Origin of the sequence: Neisseria subflava (assembly GCF_024205705.1) — a bacterium.
Lineage (GTDB): Bacteria > Pseudomonadota > Gammaproteobacteria > Burkholderiales > Neisseriaceae > Neisseria > Neisseria subflava_D.
This window is the reverse complement of the sequence record NZ_CP073115.1, coordinates 1,966,319-1,984,233: the sequence shown is the minus strand read 5'-3', so window position 1 is coordinate 1,984,233 and position 17,915 is coordinate 1,966,319. Positions and strand designations below refer to the sequence as shown.

The following is a 17,915-nucleotide window of genomic DNA, read 5'->3' as shown; positions in this document are numbered from 1 at the left end:
TGTTACCGTTGCCGGTTTGCCAAGGCCGTCTGAAAAACAAATGGCCTTGGGAAACCGGCCGCCGTCCCGGCTGGGGAAACCGGAGGCAGCCGGATGCGTCTGAAGCAAGATTATGCTTTGATGACTTTAGGATTTTTCACTGGGAATTTGCCGCGTGTATCGACAATCAGCTTGGCATGTTCGGTGATCATGTCATAGTCGAATTTGTCGTGATCGGTGGTCAGAACCACGCAATCGTATTGGGCGACAGTTTCAGGAGTCAGCGCTTCGCTCTTCAGGTCGAAGTAGTGGTGGCCGGGGATGTGTGGGAACTCTGGAACATGCGGGTCAGAGTAGGAAACCACTGCGCCCAGTTTGTGCAGACGGTCCATAACTTCCACAGACGGGCTCTCACGCATATCGTCCACGTTTTTCTTGTAGGCGATACCCAATACCAAGATTTTGCTGTCTTTGATAGAACGGTTGTGGTCATTCAAAGCCAGGCCGACTTTTTCGATAACGTAGTCGGGCATGTGGGAGTTCACTTCGCCGGCCAGCTCGATGAAACGGGTGTTTACACCGTATTCGCGTGCTTTCCAAGTCAGGTAGAACGGGTCGATAGGGATACAGTGGCCGCCCAAGCCAGGGCCTGGGTAATAAGCAACGAAGCCGAACGGTTTGGTTGCAGCGGCATTGATGACTTCGTGAATGTCGATGCCCATTTTGTCGGCAACGATTTTCATCTCGTTCACCAAGCCGATGTTTACGGCGCGGTGGATGTTTTCCAGAAGTTTGGTCAGCTCGGCTGCTTTGGTGGAGCTTACTGGAACAACTTTATCGATGGCAGGTTGGTACAGCGCCAGGCCGACTTCCAAACACGCAGGGGTATGGCCGCCGATGACTTTTGGAATGGTACGGGTTTCAAAGTTAGGGTTACCCGGGTCTTCACGCTCAGGAGAGTAAACCAAGAACACGTCTTGACCGACTTTCAAGCCGCCTTCTTCCATGCGCGGCAGCAATTCTTCTTCGGTAGTGCCGGGGTAGGTAGTGGATTCCAAAGACAGCACTTGACCGGCGCGCAGGTAAGGTTTTACCGCATCGGTAGTGTCAATCACAAAGCTCATGTCCGGCTCGCGGTATTTGTTCAACGGAGTCGGTACGCACAAAATGACGGCTTCTACTTCGCCGATGCGGGAGAAGTCGGTCGTTGCTTCAAACAGGCTGTTGGAAGCAGCGGCAATTTTGTCGGAAGGGATATGCTCAATGTAGCTTTCACCTTTGTTGAGCTTGTCGACTTTGTTGGTGTCAATGTCGAAACCCAAAACTTGGTAACCGATATCCACATAGCGCAACATCAGTGGTAAACCGACGTAGCCTAAGCCAACGATGCCGATTTTTGCGGTCTTATCGGCAAATTTTTGTATCGTAATGTTTTTCATGATGTCTTTCGTTTAATGAATGAGTAAATCGGGAGTGTTTGCCCGATGCCTGAGTTGTTTGCTGCAACCGCATAGCCATAGCCGGCTGCCGTATCGTGTGAAGCCTTAAAACCATACTTATAATTACATTAGACAAAATCATAAGCACTTATCTGATTCGTCTCAATCAAAAAAGTTTAACGGTCGTTCAGACGGCCTGTAAGGTATGAAAAAGGTATTTTTGAATATTGAACTTTTAGAAGTTACATTCAACTAAATGTTTTAATTTTAAATATTGCTTTGTCAAATACATGTTTCATGAAATTAAACTACCGTTTATGCCGTTTAAAACCCTTCTAGAATAAAAACTTTTAATAAATTTTCATGGCTTAACTTATCTTAATAATTCATTCTTTCGTGATGAAAAAAAGGAAAATTTGTCGACAATCAGCTTAAGGATAGTTAACACAAGTCAAAGTTTTAAGTTGGAATACGTTGTAGTCATTATAATATTTCGATGAAAAACACATTTATTGCTATGCAAATGATAGATAGATTCTATTGAAAATGGTTTAATTATCAAGCTGAGGCAATTAGACGGATTTTTTCCGGAGAATCCATTTAATGTCCTGCCCGATGATTTCTACCGATTGACTTTGCCAAGGGCCGTCTGAAAGTATGGCGGCCGGATTTTCAGGGAGGGAGAAAAGAGGTTTGCCTGCGCCTAACAGTTTCGGCGCTTGGTAGAGGACGATTTCATCCACCAAGTCATCCTTCAGGAAGGCTGAAGCAAGTGTTGAGCCAGCTTCTACCAGAACTTCGCCAACGCCAAGCTCTGCCAGTTGCGGCATGAGGGAAAGAAGATTGATGCGACCGTTGATGTGTTCAGATGGCCTGATGATGCGGATATGTTCAAATTTACCCAGCGCCTGCAAACGTTGTTCGTCTGAGGAAAGGGTAACGATAACGGTCGGGCTGTCGGTATCGGTCACGAGGTGGCAGTCCAAAGGGATTTGCAGTTGGCTGTCCAAGACGATACGCGCAGGTTGACGTAGGGTGGGGAAGCTGCGAACGTTGAGTTTCGGGTTGTCGGCAAGCACGGTACCGATACCGGTCAAAACGGCGCAACTTTCGGCACGGAGAATTTGTACGTCTTCGCGCGCCGCTTCGCCGGTAATCCAAAAGCTGCGGCCGTCTGAAAGGGCGGTTTTGCCGTCCAAACTGGCGGCGCATTTGAGGCGGATAAACGGTCTGTCACGTTCGATACGCGACAGAAAACCACGGTTGAGTTCGCGTGCCTGAGCTTCCAACAAACCGCTTTCGGTACGTATTCCGGCGGCTTCCAGCATGGACAAACCTTTGCCTGCGACCAACGGGTTGGGGTCGGTCATGGCGGCGACCACGCGCGTTACGCCGGAATGAATCAGCGCTTCGGCGCACGGTGGCGTGCGGCCGTAATGGCTGCAAGGTTCCAGTGTGACATAGGCTGTTGCGCCTTTTGCCGCCGCTCCGGCCTGCCTTAATGCGTGAACTTCAGCGTGCGGCTCGCCTGCTTTGACGTGGAAACCTTGTCCGACGATTTGTGCGCCGTGTGCAATCACGCAACCGACGCGGGGATTGGGGGAAGTAGAAAACCGCCCAAGCTTGGCCAGCTCGAGGGCGGTTTGCATCATTTGGGTATCAAGTGCGGAAAACATGGTTTCAGACGGCCTTATTTGGCTTTACATTCGGCGATGACTTGGGTGAATTCGGAAACGTCTTTAAAGCTTTTATAGACAGACGCGAAGCGGACATAAGCAACTTGGTCGATTTTTGCCAGCTCCTCCATCGCCATTTCGCCGACGATGTGCGAAGCGACTTCTTTTTTGCCCAAACGGTAGAGGCGCTGCTCGATAAGGGCAACGGTTTCATCGATTTGTTCTTGTGTGACAGGACGTTTGTGCAGCGCACGCTCAAGGCTGGTCTGCAGTTTGTGCGCATTGAAGGGAACCCGTGTGCCGTTGGATTTGATGACTTGCGGCATCCGCATTTCAACAGTTTCAAAAGTGCTGAAGCGTTGTCCGCATTCCAAGCATCTGCGACGGCGACGGATGCTGTTGGTGTCTTCCAGCCATCGCGAGTCGGTTACTTGTGTGTTGGGGTGTTGGCAAAACGGGCACTTCATCGGGTTTCCTTGTCATACGCTCGGCAAGGTCGCTAAGCAATTGAATTTATTGTTTGTGAACTATTATTGTAGCGGATTGCGTTATTTTCGTATAGTAAAGGCTTTTGCGTAGAATTTAGGTATAAAAAGGCCGTCTGAAAGGGCAACTTTGGCGAAGTTGGGCTTTTCAGACGGCCTTGAGTTTTTCAGTCAATCAAACGTCAAACCGATACACCGACGGCACGGGCGATTTCCAAACCTTCTTCCGCACTCATGTAAACCGGATTGTCGGGGCGGTCGCTGAGGACAATGTCGCCGTCTTGAAACATCACTAATTCATTGACTGCCAATTGCGACCAGGTTTCATCTCGCGTCAGGGGCAGGGTGGCGATGACGGAAACTTTATCGTTCGGGGTGGTCACTTCTGAAAAATCGACCATGACATCATCGTCCAGCAAACGCGCTTTACCAAACGGGGCTTTGCGCACGATGTAGTGCAGTAAGGTGCTGGCGTGGGCAAACAGGCAGTCGCCGTTGGACATCACGAAATTAAACAAGCCATAGCGGCGGATTTCATGGGTCAGACCGGCGATGGCATCAAACAAAACTTCAGGTTCGGGCTTGGTGGCAAAACGGCTGCGCAGGCGGTTGAGAATAAAGCAGAACGCGCGTTCGGAATCGGTCGTGCCGACGGCATGGTAGTACTCGCCCTGCTCGGGGTAAAAATCAATCAAATGGCCGTTGTGGGCAAACAGCCAATATTCGCCCCACATCTCGCGCATGAAGGGATGAGTGTTCGCCAATGAGGTCTGGCCTTGTGAGGCCTTGCGGATATGGGCGATAACGTTTTCAGATTTGATTTGGTAGGCGCGTACCAAGTCGGCAACGGGCGAGTTGGCGCTGGGTTTGTCGTCGTGAAACAAGCGCACGCCTTTGCCTTCGAAAAAGCCGATACCGAAGCCGTCGGCGTGGTGGTCAGTAATGCCGCCGCGACGGCGGAAGCCTTCAAAAGAAAACATGATGTCTGTGGGCGTGTTGCAATTCATGCCGAGCAGTTGGCACATGGTGTTAACCTTTATTTTTGGGGTATTTATAGGGTTATTATGGTGTATCGGGCAGGCAGTTTCAATATGTAGAGTGTGATATGTTTATAACTGTCTCATACTTGGCGGGCCGTCTGAAAAATTGCTGTCAAAAATTCAGACGGCCTTAAAGCGTTTCCATACAGGACGGCATTGTTCGGGTAAGTCGGGACAGGCGCCGAGTATGCCGCCGCTGAAGTCGTTGGGGCGGTGGAAGTCGCTGCCTGCGCTGGCGAGAAAGTTGAAACGGTCGGCAAGCAAGGCATAGTTGAGGCGGTCGTTTTTACAGCAGTTGCCGCTGTGCACTTCAATCCCTGCGCCGCCGAGGTTTTTAAATTCTTGAAACAGGTTTCGTTTGGTGGTGGCGGATAATTCATAGCGCATCGGGTGGGCGATAATGGCCATGCCGCCCGCGCCTGTAATCGCGGCTACGCAGTCTTCCAATGTGGCCCATTCATGTCTGACGGAACAGGATTTGCCGTCGCCCAGATATTTGGTAAATGCCTGCTGTTTGTTTTTGACATGGCCTTCGCGGATGAGGAATTCGGCAATGTGGGTGCGGCTGGCCATTTCTTTGTTGGCGGCCAATGCCAGCGCTCCTTCATACGCGCCTGTGATGCCTTTTTTCTCCAGTTTGGCCGCGATGGCTTCCAATCGTTTCAGACGGCCTTTGCGGACTTCGGCAAGCAGGTTTTGCAGGGTTTCGTTGTGTTCGTCAAAGTCCAACCCGACAACGTGGATGGTGCGGCCACGCCAAGTGACGGATATTTCCACGCCGTTGACGAAGGGGAGGCCGAGGGTATCGGCTTCTGCACGTGCTTCGGCAAGTCCGCCGGTGTGGTCGTGGTCGGTCAGGGCGAGCAGGGTGCAACCGTTTTGATGGGCGAGTCGGACAACTTCGGTTGGGGACAGCATACCGTCTGAAAAGGTCGAATGGCAGTGTAAATCAATCATGGTTTTGCTTTGAATTTTCTCAAAAAAGGCCGTCTGAACGTTTCAGACGGCCTTGCTTTAGAACATTAGAACAGAGAGTCCAGTTGTTGTCTGTTGTTGCCGGTATTGCTTGGCAGAACTGGGGTTTCGTCTGATTCTTCGCGGGCTGGCGCAGTGTTGCTCTCGGCACGGCGGCGGTTTTCATTCGGAACGGCACGACGGGCAGATTGAGCGGGATGCGGAGCAACGCCGCTGTTGTCCAAGGCCAGGTCGGAGCTGGTGGTCATGCGTTCGCGCATATACACTTCGCCACCGTTCGAAACCACGCCCTCAGGGGCTTTCATCGGTTTGACGCTGGTGCCTTTCAGGGCAAAGCGCATGTATTCTACCCATACCGGTACGGCGATTGTACCACCGTAACCTGCACGACCCATGCTGCGTGGTTTGTCAAAGCCGATATAGACGGCAGTCACAACGCTAGGGTTGAAGCCGACAAACCATGCGTCTTTGTTGTCGTTGGTGGTACCGGTTTTACCGGCGATGTCGGCGCGGCCGAGTGCGGCTGCACCGCGTGCGGTACCGACACGGACAACGTCCTGCATGATTTTGTACATGATGTAAGCGTTGCGCGGGTCAATGGCTTGAGGTGCGTTTTCACCGGCTACCAAAGGCTGCATTTGCGCTCTCAGACGGCCTTGGCTGTCGTAGATTTTGTCGATGACGTGGGCAGATACTTTGTAACCGCCGTTGGCAAAGACGCTGTAACCTTCTGCAATACGCAACGGCGTGGTTTCGCCTGTACCCAAAGCCATAGACAGGCTGGCAGGAATTTCAGACGGCTTGAAGCCGAAGCGTTGGATGTATTGTTGCGCGTAACCGATACCGATAGACATCAGGATGCGGATGGACACCATGTTTTTCGAAGCGGTCAAAGCCTGGCGCAGCGTGATGTAACCGGAATAGCGGCCGTCTGAATTTTTCGGGTTCCACGCTTTACCGTTAGCACCTTTGCCCGGCAGGGAAATCGGCGCATCGTTAATCATGGTGGAAGCAGTCATGCCTTTTGCCAAAGCGGCGGAATAAACGAACGGTTTGAACGTCGAGCCGGGTTGGCGCATGGCTTGAGTTGCGCGGTTGAAGGTTTTGCTGTGGTAGTCATAGCCGCCGACCAATGCACGGACTGCACCGGTTTTCGCATCTAAAGACACTAATGCGCCTTGCAACAAAGGCTCTTGAACGACGGTAAAGGTATCGCCGCTGCCTTTAACGCGAATGACGGAGCCGCGGCGGATGCGGTCTTCGCCCATTTTTTCGTTGTTGACGGCACGGGCGGCAAAGCCTAAAGCGTGGCTGTTCAGCGTCACTTTACGACCGCTCGGCAACTGAATTTGTACACCTTTGCGTGAGGCTTCCAATACAACCGCCGGAATCATTTTATCGACGGTGTAAAGCGTAGAAAGGTATTGGCTGACGGTTTCTTCTACATTGTCGCTTTTGCTTAGGTCAATGTAGTTTTCTGCACCGCGGTAGCTGCTGCCGCGGTCGAAGTTGCGCAGAACTTTACGCAGGGCTTCGGTGGCCACGCGCTGGTGTGCGGTGTCGACGGTGGTATATACCTTGAAGCCTTGAGTGTAGGCATCTTCGCCGTATTTCTCAAACAGCTCTTGACGCACCATTTCGGCAACGTACAGGGCGCTTTGATCGATGTTTTGTACAAAACGCTCGTAATGCAACTCTTCTTTCAAAGCCTGATCGCGTTGCTGCAGGGTAATCATGCCTTCTTCCAGCATATTGTTCAGAATATAAGCCTGACGCAGTTTGGCACGCTCAGGGTTCACAATCGGATTGTAGGCGGAAGGGGCTTTGGGCAAGCCGGCCAGCATGGCGGCTTCGGCCAATGTTAATTCATTAACATTTTTATTGAAATAAATTTGGGCTGCAGATGCAAAACCATAAGCGCGTTGACCTAAATAGATTTGGTTGAAGTACAGCTCCAAAATCTTGTCTTTGCTCAAAGACTGCTCGATTTTGTAGGCCAACAGGGCTTCGTTGAATTTACGGGTGAATGAACGCTCGCTGCTCAGGTAGAAGTTTTTGGCAACCTGTTGCGTAATCGTACTGGCACCGGATTGAACGCCGCCGGCCATGACGTTGCCGATCGCGGCACGCGCCACGCCCCAAACGTCCACACCCCAGTGGTCATAGAAGCGTTTGTCTTCGGCGGCAATCACGGCGTCTTTCAAAATTTTCGGGAAGTCGCCGATTTTGGTAAATTCACGCCGTTGTTCGCCGTAAACGCCAATGACTTGGCCGTCTGAAGAATAAATCGTCAGCGGCATTTTTGGTTTGTAGTGTTGTAAAGTGTCCAAAGACGGCAGCTTCGGATAGGTGACCAAAATTGCAATTGCAATCAGACCTACACCGAAAAGAGCCAGTCCTAATAAGAGACCCATGCAGGTCGTTATAATCTTTTTAATCATGACTAAGTAATAATTTTGCCATTAATGGCGATAAATAAAGTAAAATGGGAAACGATTTCTATCAGCCACAGTCAATACTGTGTAAAGAATAAGAAGTCCTTTACGGATAACGAAACAGTTACTCACTCCTAAATGATACAGGGAAGTCAAATCATGCGCTTATTTAAAAGCACGAAAGATACCAAAACAGGCAAGGCTTCTAGCGGATTGAACAACCGCTCTGCCATCGGCGTCGACATCAGCCAACATGCCATTAAGATGGTACAACTGACAGGCCGTAGTTTAAACCAAATTCAGCTGGAAAAATACGTTATTACCAAATTGCCTAAAAATATTGTCAAAGGCAACAAAATTCAAGACTACGATCAGCTTGCTACTTACATCCAACATACTTACACACAATTACGCAGTTCTTGCAAAAATATTGTTGCTGCCGTGCCACAAAATTTGGCGACAGTCGAGCAAATTATTTACAACCCGCGTGATACCGATTTGGACTTGGAAGAGTTTATCGAGGCGGAAGTCGGCCAATTTGCGCCTATTGAAGAAATGAACTACGACTTTCAAGCCGAAGAAGTCGGTTCGGGTCAGCATGTTTTAGCTGTTGCCGCCAAAAAAGACGATGTCGAGCCACGCATTGAAATGTTTGAAAATGCCGGTCTGCCTTTGTCTGCTTTGGACTTGGACTTGCTGGCGCAACGCAATGCCTTCGTCTATTGGATGAATACGCATGCTCCCGAAATGGCAGAGGAAAAAGTTGCCGTGTTCGGCATTCATGCGACTCAAATGTATGCCCTGATTCTGCAAAACGGCCGTATTCTTTACAAACAAGAAACGCCGGTCAGTACTGAGCAGCTTAATCAGCTGATTCAGCGTACTTATCAGGTAACGGAAGAAAAAGCCGCACAAATGATGGCTTCTCAAAACAAGCCTTCCGACTACCAGTCTCAGATTGCCGACCGTTTTAATGTACAGGTTGCGCAAGAAGTTCAGCGTGTTCTGCAATTTTACTATACCACACAGGCCACTGATTCTTTTCACAATATCAAACACATCCTGCTGACCGGCTTTACCGCGCAGCAGGCAGGTTTGGCAGAAAGCATTTTCTCGCAAACCAATACGCCAACAGAATATCTGCATCCGATTTCATATGTGGAACGCAGTGCAAAAGTAGAATTGCCGCAGTTTCAAATTGATGCGCCGTCACTGACTTTGGCGTTCGGATTGGCATTAAGGGGACTTTGAGAACATGATCGAATTAACCAGAATCAACCTTCTCCCATATCGGGAAGAGATTAAACAGCGCAAGCAGCAGCAATTCAAAATATTGATGCTTGGCGCTTTTGCAGTAGGTTTGGGCTTGGCGGCCGCTACCTATCTTGGTATTGACAGCGCCATCAGCAATCAAGAAGGCCGCAACAACTTCCTGCAAACCGAAATCGACAGACTTGATAGAGAATTGGGCGAAATCGATAAACTTCAGCAAGAAAAAGAAGCCTTCTTGGCCAAAAAACTGAAAGTTGAAGAGTTACAGGAAAAACGCTATCAAGCGGCCTATATCCTTGATTCTTTGAATACACTTACGCCCGATAATACTTATTTGACCGCGTTGGAAGCCGAAAGTCCGACCAGCTATAAAATCAGCGGTCATGCCATCAGCGACAATAAAATCGCCGTTATGATGCGCTCCCTGCCAAGTACAGGTATTTTCTTGCAGCCTGAATTGTTGAGCATTAAAAAAGTAGATAACTACCAAGAATTTACTTTGAAATCTTCAATCAACCAAGTAAATACACCGGCTCCTGCACCGACTGCCCAAAGCAGCGGTGAAATGGCCGAACCTGTGGCCGAACCTGCTCCGGAGGTTCAATAATGGCATCTAAAAACTTAAAACAATTGGACGTACAAAACCTGTACCTGCTCAATATGCCTTCAAAACTTTTGCTGGCAGGTTTATTGATTGTCGGTATGTTGGCTTTGGGCTATGTCGGCGTATTTAAAGATCAGATTGAAACCCTGAATACGCAGGAAGCTAAAGAGGAAGAGCTGAAGGAAACCTTTACGCGTAAAAGCATTCAGGCAGCAAGCTTGAATAATCTGAAGGCCGAATTGGCTTCGATCCGTTCTGCATTCGACGTTTTGTTGAAACAATTGCCGACCGACGCAGAAATTCCGAACCTGATTCAAGAATTGCATCAGGCAGGTTCAACCAACGGATTGCGTTTGGACAGCGTTGCACCGCTCCAACCTGAAAACGATGGTCCGATTCAAAAACTGCCGTATCAGATTTCCATCACAGGCAAATACTCTCAGATCAGCCAATTTACCCGTGATGTAGGCGATTTGTCGCGCATTATTACGTTAGATTCTTTAAAACTCGTGAACGCAGGCGAGGACAAAGAAGGCAAAGGTAATAAAGGCGAGTTGACATTGAGTGCGATTGCGACGACTTACAAAGCACGTCCGGCCGAAGAGATTGCTGCCGAATTGGCTGCGCAACAGGCACAAGAAGAAGGCAAACCTGCCGAGAATGAGCAAAAATAAAAGAATAGGGAAATCATGAAAAAAATCATCTTACTCTTAAGTCTTCTTCCCTTGGCAGCCTGTACGCAAAGCTATGAAGATTTGACTCAATGGATGACGCAAACCCGTCAGGAAGCAAAATCCAAGATTATTCCGTTTGAAGAGCCGACGGTTACATTGCCTAAACCGTATAGCCCGCCGAACTTTAAAGGCATGAATGCGTTTGATTCCCGCCGTTTGGATACCGCCCCTAAAGGCGGTAATGCGCCGGATGTGAACCGTCCGAAAGAAACATTGGAAGCCTTCAGTTTGGAAAATATGGCCTTTGTCGGAACGCTGCAAAGCGGCGGCAAAGTTTCCGGATTTATCAAGGTCAACGACCATGTTTATACCGTTTATCCCGGAAACTACATCGGTCAGAATTACGGCAGAATCCAAAGTATTACCGAAGATAAAATTATCTTGACCGAGCAAGTTGAAGACAGCTACGGCAACTGGGTGTACCGGAAGGCCGAATTGCCATTGAGCAGTAAAGAGGCGGATTCTTCCAATAGCTCAGATAGTTCGAATTCAAATTAATTTAGGGGTCTCACTCGATTATGAAAACCAAACACATGACAAAATTATTTGCCGGCTTCAGCGTTGCCCTCGCTGTTCAGACGGCCTTTGCAGGCAATATTACCGATATCAACGTTTCCACTTTGCCTGACAACCAAAAAATCATCAAAATCCGTTTCGACAAAGACGTCACTACACCTCATGGTTTTGTAACATCTACTCCGGCGCGTATCGCATTGGATTTTGCCAACACCAATATCCGTTTGCCTCAGCCTGTTTTGGAATATGCAGACCCATTGCTGAATCAAATTACTGCGGCACAGAACAATGACCGCGCACGCGTAGTTTTGGGTTTGAACAAAATCAGCCAATACAATACTGAGATTCGCGGCAACGAAGTTTGGGTGTTTGTAAACGAATCTACTGACCAAACCAATGCAGCCGTTGCAAATGAACGTGCGGCTACGCCGTCTACCGCGCGCGCTGCTCAGACTTATCAAGCCGTTTCAGCAGCCAATATCGATTTCCGCAAAGGCGCACGCAATTCCGGCATTATTGAATTGTCCGTCCCAGGTTTCAGCGGGCAGCCGGATATTAAACAACAGCGCGACCGCGTGGTTGTTACCTTGAAAAACCATACTCTGCCGACACAAGCGCAACGCAGTTTGGATGTGGCTGACTTCAATACCCCTGTACAAAACGTTACGCTCAAACGTATCGGCAATTCTACCCAGCTCATTATCCGCAACAATAATGCGAATTGGGACATTAATACCAAAGCTTCTTCCGGACGCTTTGTATTTGAAGTATCGCCTAAAGCCGCCAATACCGAATCCGGCGGTTTGAACCAAAATACGAACAAATCGTTCAAAGGCCGTAAAATTTCTTTGGATTTCCAAGATGTAGAAGTTCGTACCATCTTGCAGATTTTGGCAAAAGAATCCGGTGTGAATATTGTTGCCAGCGATACCGTCAAAGGCACCATGACTTTATCCCTGAAAGATGTACCTTGGGATCAGGCTCTGGATTTGGTCATGCAGGCGCGCAATTTGGATATGCGCCGTCAAGGCAACATTATCAATATCGCACCTCGCGATGAATTATTGGCAAAAGACAAAGCCTTCTTGCAGGCTGAAAAAGAGATTGCCGAATTGGGTCCGCTGTATTCTCAAACCTTCCAGTTGAAATACAAAAATGTGGAAGAATTCCGCAAAATTCTGCGCTTGGAAGAATACGACAGCAATAATTCCAATACCCGTAATACTCTGTTGAGCAACCGAGGCAGCGCCTTAATCGATCCGGCCACTAATACGCTGATCGTGACCGATAACCGCGGCGTGATTGAGAAATTCCGCAAACTGATTGATGAATTGGACGTTCCAACCCGTCAAGTGATGGTGGAAGCGCGTATTGTGGAAGCAGAAGATACCTTCTTCCGCAACTTGGGCGTTAAATTCGGTTCCGGTGGTGCAAGTGGTCGTAATGCATGGGGCAGCAACTGGAGCAATGCACAAACCAACTACAATACCAATGCCTCGTTTAACCGTGGCGATGTAGGCTACCGCACATGGACTTTGGATCCGAACGTCAGTCTGCCGACCGCAGCTGCAGTCAACAGCATTGCACTGGTGCGTGCGTTCTCGTCCGGCGCATTGGGTTTAGAAATCAGCGCGTCTGAAGAACAAGGTAAGAGCAAAACCATTTCCAATCCGCGCGTGCTGACGCAAGACCGCAAAGAAGCCAAAATTGAATCCGGTACGGAAATTCCTTACCAAGAGGCTTCTTCCAGCGGTGCAACTTCGATTACCTTCAAGAAAGCCGTTTTGGGCTTGACCGTAACGCCGAACATTACGCCTGACGGTCAAATCATCATGACTGTGAAGATTAATCGCGATACCCCGATCGACTGTACCGTGGATTCTCTGACAACCAAGTGTATCAACACCAAACACTTGAATACCCAAGCTATGGTTGAAGATGGCGGCACGCTGATTGTCGGCGGTATTTACGAAGAAGAAAGCACCAATGCAGTGAACAAAGTACCTGTTTTGGGCGATATTCCTGTTGTCGGCAATCTGTTCAAATCACGTGGCAAGCGTGAAAACCGCCGCGAACTGTTGATTTTTATCACGCCGCGCATTATGGATAATGTGGGTAACAATCTGCGTTATTGATTTTAGAATGACAAACAGGCATATCTGCAAAGGTATGCCTGTTTTCGTTTTCAGACGGCCTTTCGTTTCAGGCCGTCTGAAAAACGACGAACTTTTCCACGAAACCACCATATCGTATAAAATGACCCACATGGAAAAAATCAACGGCAATTTAATCTTAATCGGGCTGATGGGCGCGGGCAAAACCACTTTGGGCAAGCAGCTTGCCCAAATGTTTGAATGCCCGTTTTACGACAGCGACTACGAAATCTGCACTTCTTCGGGCGTAACCATTCCGACCATTTTTGAGATGGAAGGGGAGGAAGGCTTCCGCAACCGTGAAACCAATATGCTGAAGAAGCTCGCTTCCCGGCGCAACATCGTTTTATCGACCGGTGGCGGCTCCGTATTGCGCAGTGAAAACAGACAGATTTTGCGCCAAAACGGCACGGTTGTTTATCTGCATGCCAGCCCCGAAACCTTGCTGGAGCGTACCCGTTACGACAGCAACCGGCCGCTGTTGCAAGTTGCCAACCCTTTGGCCAAACTGCAAGAGCTGTATGACCAACGCGATACGCTGTACCGTCAAACCGCCCATCTCGTCATCGAATCCGACAGCTGCCACAAAACGCTCAAACGCCTGATACAGGCTTTAGGCGAATAAATACGCTTTGCAAAGGAATACTATGCGCACACTGACTGTCCAAACCCCGTCCCATCAATACCCCATCTTTATCGGGCATAAACTGATTGAGCAGGCAGATACGCTGCTGCAGCCCTATTTAGGCAAAAAAGCAGCCATCATTACCAACGAAACCGTTGCGCCGCTTTATCTCAAACAGCTTCAGACGGCCTTAGACAGACTGGGTGTACCGCATTTCAGCATCATCCTTCCCGACGGCGAAGAATATAAAAACTGGCAGACGCTCAACCTGATTTACGATGGCCTGATGCAAAACCGTGCCGAACGCAAAACCACTTTAATCGCTTTGGGCGGCGGCGTGATAGGCGATATGGTCGGCTTTGCCGCGGCAACTTATCAACGTGGCGCACCTTTTATCCAAGTGCCGACCACATTGCTCAGTCAGGTCGATTCCTCGGTCGGCGGTAAAACCGCCATCAACCATCCGCTCGGTAAAAACATGATTGGCGCGTTCTACCAGCCGCAAGCCGTGCTGGCCGATTTGACCGCCCTGCAAACGCTGCCGCAGCGCGAACTTTCCGCAGGTATGGCCGAAGTCATCAAATACGGTGCCTTGGGCGATGCCGAATTTTTTGCTTGGTTGGAAGAAAATATGGCCGACCTGATGGCGCAACACCAAGAAAAAATGGCAGAAGCCGTTTATCATTGCTGCAAAATAAAGGCCGATATTGTTGCCCAAGACGAAACCGAGCAGGGCATCCGCGCATGGCTTAATCTCGGCCACACTTTCGGCCATGCCATCGAAGCCGAAATGGGCTACGGCGTATGGCTGCACGGCGAAGCCGTTGCCGCCGGTTGCGTCCTCGCTTCTCGTTTGTCGCAAATTTTGGGCAAAACCCAACAAGCCGATACCGACCGCATTGCCGCTTTAATGGAAGCCGCCTCCCTCCCATCTGTGCCGCCTGTTTTCTCATTTGAAAAATGGATTGAACACATGAGCCACGATAAAAAAGTCAGCAGCGGCATCATGCGTTTTGTCGGTTTGGAATACTTGGGCAAAGCCAATATCACCGAAATTACCGATATGGAAATCCTCCGCCAAACCTTGCAGCCGTATTTGTGAAGAATGAATGAGGTTTGCTTTAAAATATAAAAAGGCCGTCTGAAAGTCATTTTCAGACGGCCTTTGGTTTTTTAAGCGTTTTGATTCATCGGCTTAAAGTTAGATAAACCAATTTGAGCGGGTCAATTATTTAAAGCGTCTTTTTATCTAACTCGGCAATAATCAACAAGCCGCTGTCAAAGCGTCGGCTGTCGGCCAGTTTCAGACGGCCTTGATGGCGTTTGACAATGGTGTCTGCAATGGATAGGCCCAAGCCGGTGCCTTGTTGCTCGGTGCCGAGAATGCGGTAGAAGGGGTCGATAACGCGTTGGCATTCGCTTGGGGGAATGCCGGGGCCGTCGTCTTCCACCCAGATGTTGAGGTATTCTGCGGTTTCATCAAAGCCTAAATCGATGCGGCCGCCTTTAGGGGTATAGCGGATGGCGTTGTCGGTAAAGGTTTTGATAAGGGTGTAGATTTCAGTGTCGTCGGCGTGGATTTGGCAGTCGTTTTCAACGGCAACACCGATGTCTTGACCTTTGGCCAGCGCCAGCGGCATGAGTTCCTGCAAGACGCGGCGGAACTGGTTTTGCAGGCTGATCAGGGTTTTGGGGCGTTGGGTTTCGGGTGCTTGGGCGCGTGCGAGGGAAAGGAGTTGCTCAAGCAGGTGGCGGTTTCGCTGTATGCTTTGTTGCAACAGGGCGGACTGCTCGCGCGCTTCGGCGGACAGCTGCATATTGTTGAGCCGCTCTGCCTGAAGGGAAAGGGCAGTCATGGGGCTGCGCAATTCGTGTGCGGCATCGGCGATAAAGCGTTGCTGTTGGCGGACGTTTTCGTCGGTACGCTGCAACAGGTTGTTGATGGCGACGACAAAGCCTTGGATTTCACTGGGAATGTTTTGCGTGTCCATTGGCGAGAGGTTGTTGATTTGGCGCTGTTCCAAATCGTTGGACAGGGTTTTGACGGAACGCATGGCGCGGTGGGTAATCCAGACGGTGAGCAGGATAATCAGGGGCAGGGCGAGGAGCATGGGGAGGATGCTCTGCACGGCGGCCATTTCGGCCAGCTCTTCGCGGTAGTCGCTTTCCTGCATGACGGCGATGCGGCCTTGCTTGGTGTTGCGGGTATAAACGCGGTAGTAATCGTCGTCGTCATCGGCCTGAATGGTGTGCAGGCCGTCTGAAATCTGCTCAGGCAGGCTGACAATGGGGTTGGGCGTATTGGGAAATTGAACGGAAATCTTGTTGTCGTTGTCGAGAGAGTGTTTCTCGTCATCGGCATCGCTCGGGTCGAGATAGTTCGCGACTTGGCGCAATAGGTCGTCTTGAACCTCTTGGGTCTCGTGATAAGTATCGTAATATGAAAATATGCCTGCAAGAATGGAGAGGGGCAGGAGCATGCAGATCAGGGCGAGGCTGATCCGGACTTGCAGGGATTGTTTGATGGTGTGGATAAGGCGTTGCATGGTTTGTGTATTGGTGTTGTTTTGGTTTTTCAGACGGCCTGGTTGTTTTGTGCAACCAGCCAGCCGACCCCGCGGACGTTTTGAATCGCTTCTTTGCCGAGTTTTTTGCGTAAGGCGTGAATCAGGAAGTCAACAGCGTTGCTTTCGACTTCTTCACCCCAGCCGTAGATTTTGTCTTCCAAATCGCTGCGCGACAGAATCATGCCCGGACGCAGCAGCAGGGCTTGGAGGACGGCAAATTCTTTGTTGCTGAGCATGATGGCCTGCTCTTGCCCGACCACTTCCGCCTGATGGGTGGAAGGGTTGAGTGTGATGATGCCGTTGCTCAGCAGCGTTTGCGCCTGTCCGCCGTGTCGGCGCAATACGGCGCGCATACGGGCTTGCAGTTCCGCCATGTCGAAGGGTTTGACGATGTAGTCGTCTGCGCCGCCGTCCAGGCCGTTGAGGCGGCTGTGCAAATCATCGCGCGCGGTCACGATTAAGACAGGGACGGTACAGCCGCCGTTGCGGATTTGCGCCAATACGTCCAAACCGTCTTTGCCGGGCAAACCTAAATCCAAGAGCAGCAAATCGTATGCTTGCGCAGCCACTGCTGCGGCAACTTCCGAACCGCGACTGACCCAATCGACAGCGTAGCCGGTGTCTTTCAGGTTGGCGCTGACGGCTTGGGCAATCATGGCATCGTCTTCAACCAATAATACACGCATGGAAGTTCTCCGGAGGATGGGTGGATAGGGATTATAACCGCACTCAATTAGTAAAAATTTAGGAACTGTCGAAAAACTGATTTTTTGCAAAAGATGAGGCCGTCTGAAATTCGGTTTTCAGACGGCCTGTATGCTTCAATCCCGATTATTTAGGGTTTTTCTCAATCAAGGTAACCAATTGGTCGATATAGCCTTGAACAAATCCGCGTGCAGATTCGATGAGCTGGCCGTTGTCGTCAAACAGGGTAGGCGAGTTGCCGAGGAACACTTCCGGCTGGCCGGTCAGCGGCATATCGAAATACGAAAGGGCAAGGCGCAGATTTTTTTGCGCGCTATAACCGCCCATTTTACCGACGGAATGGCTGATGATGCCGGCCGGTGTTTTTTTCCAGGCAACATCGGCATTGGGTTTGGAGCCGATGTCGATGGCGTTTTTCAGACAGGCCGGGACAGTGCGGTTGTTTTCGGAAGTCACGAACAATACGCCGGCCGAGGCTTTGATGGTTTCGCGGAACTCGGTATAGCTGGACGGAGTAGGGAAGTCGGTAACGGCAGGATCGTCGTAGTCGAAGTTGTATAAAGGCAAATGGCCGATTTCGACGATTTGCGCTTCGTAGCCTTCGGGGAACATGGAAATGACGTTTTGTGCGATTTTTCGTGCAAACGAGCCTTTACGCAGACTGCCGACCAAGATGCTGACTTTCTTTGACATGTTTTTCTCCTGTTTAA

16 protein-coding genes are annotated in these 17,915 nt (G+C 49.9%); 7 read left to right on the top strand and 9 right to left on the bottom strand.

Going from position 1 to position 17,915, the window contains the following annotated elements; all coding sequences use genetic code 11:
- Positions 1 to 110: 110 nt before the first annotated feature.
- The 6 genes from KCG54_RS09510 to KCG54_RS09485 form a co-directional block, all read right to left on the bottom strand.
- Positions 111 to 1,418, bottom strand: a complete 1,308-nt coding sequence (locus KCG54_RS09510) for a nucleotide sugar dehydrogenase (protein WP_004520865.1) — start codon at positions 1,416 to 1,418, stop codon at positions 111 to 113.
- A 572-nt stretch (positions 1,419 to 1,990) separates the two neighbouring features.
- The gene (gene ribD, locus KCG54_RS09505) at positions 1,991 to 3,094 is read right to left on the bottom strand and encodes a bifunctional diaminohydroxyphosphoribosylaminopyrimidine deaminase/5-amino-6-(5-phosphoribosylamino)uracil reductase RibD (protein ID WP_254324028.1); all 1,104 of its coding nucleotides are present in this window, start codon (positions 3,092 to 3,094) and stop codon (positions 1,991 to 1,993) included.
- Between the two features lie 14 nt (positions 3,095 to 3,108).
- Positions 3,109 to 3,561 (bottom strand): transcriptional regulator NrdR, encoded by a 453-nt coding sequence (gene nrdR, locus KCG54_RS09500; RefSeq protein ID WP_254324027.1) that lies wholly within the window; start codon positions 3,559 to 3,561, stop codon positions 3,109 to 3,111.
- Between the two features lie 200 nt (positions 3,562 to 3,761).
- Positions 3,762 to 4,604: a class II glutamine amidotransferase gene (locus KCG54_RS09495; protein WP_070460457.1), complete on the bottom strand. Its 843-nt coding sequence runs from the start codon at positions 4,602 to 4,604 to the stop codon at positions 3,762 to 3,764.
- A 135-nt stretch (positions 4,605 to 4,739) separates the two neighbouring features.
- Entirely contained in the window at positions 4,740 to 5,576 is an 837-nt protein-coding gene (locus tag KCG54_RS09490; RefSeq protein WP_254324026.1) for a PHP domain-containing protein, read from the bottom strand.
- Positions 5,577 to 5,641: 65 nt separating this feature from the next.
- Positions 5,642 to 8,035 carry a penicillin-binding protein 1A gene (locus KCG54_RS09485; RefSeq protein ID WP_254324025.1) on the bottom strand — a complete coding sequence of 798 codons (2,394 nt, stop codon included), beginning with the start codon at positions 8,033 to 8,035 and terminating at the stop codon, positions 5,642 to 5,644.
- Between the two features lie 153 nt (positions 8,036 to 8,188).
- On the opposite strand from KCG54_RS09485, the gene pilM reads away from it, so the two are divergent.
- The 7 genes from pilM to aroB all read left to right on the top strand — a co-directional run bounded on the left by pilM (position 8,189) and on the right by aroB (position 15,035).
- Positions 8,189 to 9,280 (top strand): type IV pilus assembly protein PilM, encoded by a 1,092-nt coding sequence (gene pilM, locus KCG54_RS09480; RefSeq protein ID WP_039862505.1) that lies wholly within the window; start codon positions 8,189 to 8,191, stop codon positions 9,278 to 9,280.
- Positions 9,281 to 9,284: 4 nt separating this feature from the next.
- On the top strand, positions 9,285 to 9,908 hold the full coding sequence (locus KCG54_RS09475; RefSeq protein WP_254324024.1) for a PilN domain-containing protein: 624 nt from the start codon (positions 9,285 to 9,287) through the stop codon (positions 9,906 to 9,908).
- A complete protein-coding gene (locus tag KCG54_RS09470) occupies positions 9,908 to 10,579 on the top strand; it encodes a type 4a pilus biogenesis protein PilO (protein ID WP_004520855.1) in 672 nt (223 codons plus the stop codon). Before KCG54_RS09475 ends, KCG54_RS09470 begins: the two co-directional genes overlap by 1 nt.
- A gap of 15 nt (positions 10,580 to 10,594) precedes the next feature.
- Positions 10,595 to 11,137 carry a pilus assembly protein PilP gene (locus KCG54_RS09465; protein WP_003684527.1) on the top strand — a complete coding sequence of 181 codons (543 nt, stop codon included), beginning with the start codon at positions 10,595 to 10,597 and terminating at the stop codon, positions 11,135 to 11,137.
- A gap of 20 nt (positions 11,138 to 11,157) precedes the next feature.
- On the top strand, positions 11,158 to 13,290 hold the full coding sequence (gene pilQ / locus KCG54_RS09460) for a type IV pilus secretin PilQ (protein ID WP_254324023.1): 2,133 nt from the start codon (positions 11,158 to 11,160) through the stop codon (positions 13,288 to 13,290).
- 130 nt (positions 13,291 to 13,420) lie between these two features.
- Positions 13,421 to 13,933 (top strand): shikimate kinase, encoded by a 513-nt coding sequence (locus KCG54_RS09455; protein ID WP_003684491.1) that lies wholly within the window; start codon positions 13,421 to 13,423, stop codon positions 13,931 to 13,933.
- A 22-nt stretch (positions 13,934 to 13,955) separates the two neighbouring features.
- Positions 13,956 to 15,035 (top strand): 3-dehydroquinate synthase, encoded by a 1,080-nt coding sequence (gene aroB / locus KCG54_RS09450; protein WP_254324022.1) that lies wholly within the window; start codon positions 13,956 to 13,958, stop codon positions 15,033 to 15,035.
- Between the two features lie 130 nt (positions 15,036 to 15,165).
- On the opposite strand, the gene KCG54_RS09445 is transcribed toward aroB, so the two are convergent.
- The 3 genes from KCG54_RS09445 to KCG54_RS09435 form a co-directional block, all read right to left on the bottom strand.
- Positions 15,166 to 16,479, bottom strand: a complete 1,314-nt coding sequence (locus KCG54_RS09445) for a sensor histidine kinase (RefSeq protein WP_254324021.1) — start codon at positions 16,477 to 16,479, stop codon at positions 15,166 to 15,168.
- A 29-nt stretch (positions 16,480 to 16,508) separates the two neighbouring features.
- Complete coding sequence (locus KCG54_RS09440) at positions 16,509 to 17,186, bottom strand: response regulator (RefSeq protein WP_070460434.1); 678 nt, start codon at positions 17,184 to 17,186, stop codon at positions 16,509 to 16,511.
- A gap of 145 nt (positions 17,187 to 17,331) precedes the next feature.
- Positions 17,332 to 17,898: an NADPH-dependent FMN reductase gene (locus KCG54_RS09435; protein ID WP_070825875.1), complete on the bottom strand. Its 567-nt coding sequence runs from the start codon at positions 17,896 to 17,898 to the stop codon at positions 17,332 to 17,334.
- Positions 17,899 to 17,915 lie beyond the last annotated feature (17 nt).